10 protein-coding genes are annotated in these 6,961 nt (G+C 65.2%); 8 read left to right on the top strand and 2 right to left on the bottom strand.

All coding sequences use genetic code 11. From position 1 onward, the window contains the following. Positions 1-134: 134 nt before the first annotated feature. From GBZ48_RS23485 to GBZ48_RS23520, 8 genes are all read left to right on the top strand, one after another. Positions 135-566 carry a hypothetical protein gene (locus tag GBZ48_RS23485; RefSeq protein WP_209798281.1) on the top strand — a complete coding sequence of 144 codons (432 nt, stop codon included), beginning with the start codon at positions 135-137 and terminating at the stop codon, positions 564-566. 116 nt (positions 567-682) lie between these two features. Continuing rightward, entirely contained in the window at positions 683-1,588 is a 906-nt protein-coding gene (locus GBZ48_RS23490; RefSeq protein WP_209798280.1) for an ABC transporter substrate-binding protein, read from the top strand. Positions 1,589-1,590: 2 nt separating this feature from the next. Further along, positions 1,591-2,442, top strand: coding sequence for an amino acid ABC transporter permease (locus GBZ48_RS23495; RefSeq protein WP_209798279.1), 852 nt, complete (start codon positions 1,591-1,593; stop codon positions 2,440-2,442). Between the two features lie 15 nt (positions 2,443-2,457). Beyond that, positions 2,458-3,237 (top strand): amino acid ABC transporter ATP-binding protein, encoded by a 780-nt coding sequence (locus GBZ48_RS23500; protein WP_174473220.1) that lies wholly within the window; start codon positions 2,458-2,460, stop codon positions 3,235-3,237. A 23-nt stretch (positions 3,238-3,260) separates the two neighbouring features. Further along, entirely contained in the window at positions 3,261-3,959 is a 699-nt protein-coding gene (locus GBZ48_RS23505) for a GntR family transcriptional regulator (protein ID WP_174473221.1), read from the top strand. Next, positions 3,956-4,258, top strand: coding sequence for a hypothetical protein (locus tag GBZ48_RS23510; protein WP_174473222.1), 303 nt, complete (start codon positions 3,956-3,958; stop codon positions 4,256-4,258). The genes GBZ48_RS23505 and GBZ48_RS23510 overlap by 4 nt, the downstream gene beginning before the upstream one ends. Before the next feature lie 36 nt (positions 4,259-4,294). Then, the gene (locus GBZ48_RS23515) at positions 4,295-5,176 is read left to right on the top strand and encodes a DMT family transporter (RefSeq protein ID WP_174473223.1); all 882 of its coding nucleotides are present in this window, start codon (positions 4,295-4,297) and stop codon (positions 5,174-5,176) included. 46 nt (positions 5,177-5,222) lie between these two features. Continuing rightward, on the top strand, positions 5,223-5,666 hold the full coding sequence (locus GBZ48_RS23520; RefSeq protein WP_174473224.1) for a VOC family protein: 444 nt from the start codon (positions 5,223-5,225) through the stop codon (positions 5,664-5,666). 6 nt (positions 5,667-5,672) lie between these two features. Here GBZ48_RS23520 and GBZ48_RS23525 read toward each other — a convergent pair whose 3' ends face one another. Then, the gene (locus tag GBZ48_RS23525) at positions 5,673-6,320 is read right to left on the bottom strand and encodes a GntR family transcriptional regulator (RefSeq protein ID WP_174473225.1); all 648 of its coding nucleotides are present in this window, start codon (positions 6,318-6,320) and stop codon (positions 5,673-5,675) included. Between the two features lie 430 nt (positions 6,321-6,750). Continuing rightward, positions 6,751-6,961 (bottom strand): transposase (locus tag GBZ48_RS23530; protein WP_174473226.1); only part of this gene is annotated, 211 nt, incomplete at its 5' end.

Here is a 6,961-nt window from a genome sequence, read left to right on the forward strand (position 1 = left end):
TATATGGTTTCAGGGGCGCATTCAGCCGCCCTGCGGAGCCGCAAAATCCACAGCGAGGGTTTGAGATGTATTATTTCGGGTACTGCACGTGGCTGAATCCCCCGGAACTGCACCGGTACTTCCCTGAGGCGAAAGTGGTCGCCAAAGGCTACGTCGCGAACCACAAGCTGGAGTTCCACGCGGCAGCCGGCCGCGCGGATCGCGGATGGTGCCATCTGTCCAATACCGGCCGGGCTTGGGGCAACAACGCGCTGGGCATCGTCGTCGAGCACCCGGACCATCATTTCGAAGAGGATTATGACGACTTCGAACGCTGCTTCGTCAGCGTCCGCGGCGACGACGGCAAGGTCTACGACTGCTGGACCTACCGCATGTCGGCGCCGGGTTCGGCGATGCGTCCGCCCAACTTCTACTGGAACCATATCCCCGAAGGCATGAAGCACTGGGGCTTCCCGGACGAGTATGTCCGCTCCGTGCTGGCGATGTACGAAGAGGCGGCAGACTGCCCGCGCGCCGACCGTCCAAACCCGTCCACCGTTCCGGGCCGGTCGGCAGATACGCGCTGATAAGACGCGCCCGTCCGCTGAACGGCCGCCGCAGAATGCGGCCGGGCGGAGGGGCGCCATCGCCGCTGATAAAAGACACAAAAACAAAGAACGACAGGAACAGAGGAGAAACTGCGATGCGTCTGCCCCCTTCGGCCACTTCCAGTCGGGCCATGCCGGCTTCGATCGCGGCGGTGGCCGCCTGCCTGTTCTCGATGTCGCTGCACGCCCCTGCCCACGCCCAGATCGTCGGCGAGGCCGCGGCCCTCGTGCCGAAGCCGGTCCGCGATGCCGGCACCCTGCGCGTCGGTTCGCAGCAGACCTTCCCGCCTGTTGAATTCCGCCAGGACGGCAAGGCCGAGACGACAGGCGTCAGCGTCGATTTGCTGAACGAGGCAGGCAAGCGCCTCGGCCTCACCATCACCTTCGTGCATGGCGAATACGCCGCGCTGATCCCCGGCCTGGAGGCCGGCCGATTCGATGTCGCTTCGGGCGGCATCAGCGACACCGAAGAGCGCGAGCAGAAGGTCGACTTCGTCAATTATCTGATGTCCGGAGGCAGCATCCTGGTTCGCGCCGTCGATGCGGACAAGCTCAGGAGCCTCGCGGACTTCTGCGGAAAATCGGTGGCCACCCTGCTGGGCAGCCGCGTCATCATGGCGGCGGTGGAAAAAGCGTCGGAGACTTGCATCGCCGGCGGCAAGCCGCCGATTGCCGCCAACCAGCTGCCTGCGGCACCCGATGCCCGCATGCAGCTCGACCTTGGGCGGGTCGACGGCTATCTCGGCGACTTCCCGGCGCTCGTCTACATGAAGGCTCAGGTGCCGGGCAAATACGCCATCGCCGGCGGCAACCATATCCTGACCCCATACATCACCTCCTGGGGCTTCCAGAAGAACTCGCCGCTGAAGGACGCCATGCAGAAGGCCGCGCAGAGCATGCTGGCCGACGGCACCTATCGGACCATCCTGTCCAAGTGGGAGATGGAGGGCGCCGCCCTGCCGGAGATCACCGTCAACCTGCCCGCCAGCAAGAGGAAATGACCGTGGCCGCCAGCTGCGCAATGGCCGAACCACGGGCCGTCCGCGTCAAGCACCGCCTGCGCTGGGGAGCCTGGCTCCTCAGCGCCATTGTCCTTCTGGTGACGGGCATGCTCCTTGTCGCGGCGATCCGCGCGAAGATCATGAACCTGGAGGTGTTCCTCACCTACTTCACCAGCGAACAGGTGCTCCTCGGCGCCCGCAACGCCCTCATCCTCGGAACCCTGGCGCTGGCGCTGGCCAGCGTGATCGGCCTCGTCGTCGCCCTGATGCGGGTCAGCGGCAACCCCATCCTGGCCGGCCTGTCGGCGACCTACGTCTATTTCTTCCGCGGCACGCCGATGCTGATCCAGCTGCTGTTCTGGTTCAACGCGCTGCCCACCATGTTCCAGCGCCTCCACCTGACGATCCCCTTCACCGACATCGTCCTGCTCGACGCGCCGACCACCACGGTGGTGACGCCGTTCGTCGCGGCACTTGCCGGGCTCGGACTTGCCGAAGGCGCCTATATGGCCGAGATCATCCGCGCCGGCATCCTGGCGGTGGACAAGGGCCAGCGCGCCGCCGCCCGTGCCATCGGCATGACCGAAGCGCAGGTGCTGCGCCACGTCGTCATCCCGCAGGCGGCCCGCATCATCATCCCGGCCGGCGGCAACCAGTACATCATGCTGCTGAAATCGACGTCGCTGGCATCCGCCATCGGCTTCCTGGAGCTGCTACGCATCGCCACAGACATCTACTCGTCCAACTTCATGGTCATCGAACTGCTGGCAGTCGCCGCCTTCTGGTACTTGGTGATGACGGCCTTCGCCACCGCCATCCAGACTGTGCTCGAAAAGACCTTCCCCCAGCGGTAGCCCTCAGAGGACGACATGGACACCTCCCTCAAGGCTGCGGCCGTGGTGCTCGACTCCGTCTCGAAATCATACGGACCGGTCGAGATTCTGAAGAACGTCTCGGTCTCCATCGCGCCGGGGGAGGTGGTCACCCTCCTCGGCCCGTCGGGAGCCGGAAAATCCACCCTTCTGCGCTGCATCAATCACCTGGAGACGATCAGCGCCGGCCGCATCTATGTGCATGGCAAGCTCATCGGCTACCGCGAGGTCGGCGACACCCTGCACGAGCTGTCCGACCGCGAAATCAGCGCCCAACGCCGCTCCATCGGCATGGTGTTCCAGAGCTTCAACCTGTTCCGTCACATGACGGTGCTGCAGAACGTGATGAGCGGACCGGTCCATGTGCTGCGCACGCCAAAGGTGGAGGCGGCGGCGCTGGCCCGCGACCTGCTGGAGAAGGTCGGCCTGCCCGACAAGGCCGACCGTTACCCATCCGAGCTGTCGGGCGGCCAGCAGCAGCGCGTCGCCATCGCCCGCACCCTGGCGCTGGCCCCCAGCGTCATGCTGTTCGACGAGCCGACCAGCGCGCTTGATCCCGAACTGTCGCAGGAGGTGGTCGCAACCATCCGCAGTCTGGCGGAGCAAGGCTACACCATGCTCATCGCCACCCACGAGATGGCCATCGCCCGAGATTTCGCCGACCGCGTGATCTTCATGGTGCATGGCGAGGTGGTCGAGGATGTGCCGGCGCGCAGCTTCTTCACCACGCCCCGCCATGAACGCAGCCGGCAGTTCGTCGCCCGGCATGCCGGTTGACCGGCTGATCGAAGGACATCGTCATGCCAGACACCATCGAACGCGAAACCACCGAAGGCGCTCCGGATCGGGGTCCCGTGCGCAAGCGCGCCGGCACCGAACTGCTGGCAGCCGATGTCCATGCCCGGCTGCGCACCCGGATCCTGACCTTCGAGATCAAGCCGGGCACGCGTCTGGTTGAGGACGAGATCTCTGCCAGCCTGGAGGTGGGGCGCACTCCGGTGCGCGAGGCGCTGCTGCGCCTCCAGGGCGAAGGGCTGGTCAGCCGGGAGAAGGGATGGGTGGTTGAGAGCACCGACGCCGCCAGCATCGACCGGGTGTTCGAAAGCCGGGTCGCCATCGAAGGCTACGCGACACGCCTTGCCGCACTGCGCACCGCTCCCGCCGACCTCCGCGAGCTGATGGCCCTGGTGGATGAGATGGATGGCTTCGAAGCGATGAGCCGCGCCGCCCTCAACCAGCTCAACCGCCGCTTCCACCAGCGCATCGTTGCACTGTCCGGAAATCCATTTTTCGTGGAGATGCATGAACGCACCCAGTTCCATTACTGGAACATGCGCCTCCCTGTGCTCTTTACGCGAGAGCAGGCGATGATGACGAACGAACAGCACCGGCTGATCCTCAGTGCCCTGTCCTGCGGTGACGCCAGCGCAGCGGAACGCCATGCGCGCGAGCATGTCGCGACGACGCATCGGATCGTCCGCGATGCGCTGGACGGATGACGATCATACTCGAAACCACCGGCACCCACCTCTACCCGGGTGCCCGCGGGACAGTGCGGGACGGGCGTCCGCCGTCGCAGCAGCAGCGGCAGCCGACCTCCTGCCTGATCCTGTTCACCGATGGCACGGCTGCGGCCGGAACGCTTAACGCCCGCGATGCCACCGAATGGCTGCTTGCGGTGGCCCCCCATCGGACCGGGCGCGGCACGGCCATCCCATCCAGATGCTGGATCGTCGTGTTCGACCGGACCGTGACGCCGCAGTCCCTGCGTGTGCGGTCAAAGTGCCCGCCTGCCTGACCCCAACGTCTTCTTTAGCCTTAGGAAGCCAGTTCCATGTTGCAGCCCCAGCACCGTTCGCTTGCCTGTGGAATCGGGCTGATTGTCGGTTCAATGCTGCTGTTCAGCCTGTCGGACGTGCTGGCGAAGCGGCTGGCGGAGAGCGTCCACCCTGTCGAGATCGCGTGGCTGCGCTGCCTGGGTGCGGTGATTCTGCTGCTGCCGGTCGTGGTTGCGCGGCCGGGCCTGCTGCGCAGCGTGCGCCCGCATGTCCAGGTGACCCGCGGCCTTTGTCTGCTGGCGTCGACGACCTTGCTGATCGCGGCGCTGCGCCATCTCGGGTTGGCCGAGGCGACGATGCTGGTGTTCATGTCCCCGTTCATCCTGACCGGGCTGTCGGCGCTGCTGTTCGGCGACCGGGTGTCGGCGGCTCATTGGGTAGCGGTCGGCATTGGGTTGGCCGGGGTGGCGGTGGTGGTGCGGCCGGGGCTGGACGGGATGACCGCAGCCGTCGCGCTGCCCATTCTGTCCTCGCTGTTCTGGGCAATCGGGATGCTGTGCACGCGCCGCATCGGCGACGAGGATTCGCCCGTGACCACGCTGCTCTGGTCGGTGACCGTCGGCCTCGCCGCGGCGAGCATCCCTTTGCCCTTCCACGCCACCATACTGGACGGCGCGCAGGCCCTTGCCGCAGCCGGCATGGCGGCGACTTGGACAGCCGCGCATTTCTGCATCGTGCTGGCCTACCGCAGCCATCCGGCTTGGCAACTGGCGCCCTTCTCCTATTCGCAGGTCGTGTGGTCGGTGATACTCGGCTATGCCGTGTTCGCGGAACTGCCCGATGCCCCCGCCTTCCTCGGTTCCGCCCTGATCCTGTCCGGCGGCCTGCTGGCGGCGCTACGCCGCCCGGCACCCCCGCTGCGGCAGCACAGGGCGTAATTCCCCGCCAATCGACGTCTTTCACACAAAAGGAGCCAGGACCGGCATGTCGCCCCTCTTCAACACGCTGCATCACATTTGCATCGTCGTCCGCGATCTCGACAAAGCGGTCGCCTATTATGAATCGCTGGGTGTCGGCCCCTGGAACGATTACCCGAAGGGCGGACCTTATCTGGAGTTCGAGGTGCCCAACGAAGCCGCATCCAAGGCGATGCGCTACAAATGCGCCGATCTCGCCAACATGCAGATCCAGCTTTGTGATCCGGGCGAACTGGACTCGCCGCAACGCCGCTTCCTGGAGGAGCATGGCGAAGGCGTGTACCACCTGGGTTTCGAGGTGCCGGATCGCGATGCCGCCGAGGCGGAGGGCCACAAGAAAGGCTTGGGCGTCATCGCCCGCGGTCGCCGCGCCGACGGCACCGGCTTCTGCTATTTCGACACCCGCCGGGATGCCGGCGTGGTGCTGGAAATCCGCAAGTCGCCCCGCTGACCGGGTTTAAAAGCCGTCCAGCGTGTCCCTGACGATGTCGTAGGTGGTCCGGACATGCTGCCGCGCAGCCTCCTCGGCCGCGTCTTCACGGTGTTCGGCCAGTGCACCCAGGATCAGCCTGTGCTGGTCGTTGGCGGCTTGCGTCTGCTCTTTCGTAAAGATGATGGGCAGACGCATGTTCCAATAGTGGAACAGCGTCTTTTCATGCATATCCACGAAGAACTGATTGCCCGATAACTCGATGATGCGGCGATGGAAGCTGCGGTTCAACTGGTTCAACTGCGCGCGGGGCATCTGTTCGAAACGGTCCATTTCCTCAACCAACTTGCTGAGTTCCTGGACATGCCCGTCCGTCACCCGCATGGCGGCGAGCCGGGTGGCATAGCCTTCGATGGCAATGCGGCTTTCGAAGATGGCCTGCATGTGAGAGGGGTCGGTGCTCTCCACCACCCATCCCTTCTCCCGGCTGACCAGCCCCTCGCCCTGGAGGCGCAGCAGCGCCTCGCGCACCGGAGTGCGGCCCACCTCCAGGCTGGCCGAGATCTCGTCCTCAACCAGACGCGTGCCCGGCTTGATCTCGAAGGTCAGGATTTTGGTGCGGAGCCGCGCGTGGACATCGGCTGCAAGAAATTCCGTGCCGTTACGCTTGCTCATGAATTCCGTTTCCTCCCGATCCGGCAGCCGGCCGGGCCGATGCCGCCCCGACGGATTCAGGAGGGCAACAGCCGCAATACCCTGCGTTGTCCATCCTTGAAGCATAAAGACCCTATGCTTGGCAAACCCTCCGGCTGCTGCATTCCCTCCGACGAGGCGTTGCTCACCCCGGCAGGATGCACCGCCGGGACGCAACAGATAGTTCGACATGGCGGGCGTGGCCGGAAGCCGATCCCGCCCGCTGCCATCCAATGAGAGTGAGAGCACGCAATCATGCATACAAGTTCCACATACGGCGGCACAATCCTGCTCCTGGGTGCCGGCCGCATGGGAAGCGCCCTGCTCCGCGGCTGGCTGGCACAGGCCATCCCCGCCGCCGAAGGTGGTGAACCGCTGATTTGTCTCATGCCTTGAGCGACTGTGTTGCGGGTCAAGCGGTTTTCCATGGCGAGGCTGTCTTGATGATGGCGTTCAGGATGGTGAGGAGATGGCGCATGCAAGCGACGAGGGCGATCTTCTTGGGACGCCCTGTTGCCACGATCCTGGTGTAATGGGCCTTGATGACGGGGTTCCAGCGGACCGCCGAGAGCGCAGCCATGTAGAGGGCGTTGCGCACAGCGGTGCGGCCACCGGCGATGGCT

The sequence above is a fragment of the Azospirillum melinis genome (assembly GCF_013340935.1).
In the GTDB taxonomy this organism is placed as follows: Bacteria; Pseudomonadota; Alphaproteobacteria; order Azospirillales; family Azospirillaceae; genus Azospirillum; species Azospirillum melinis.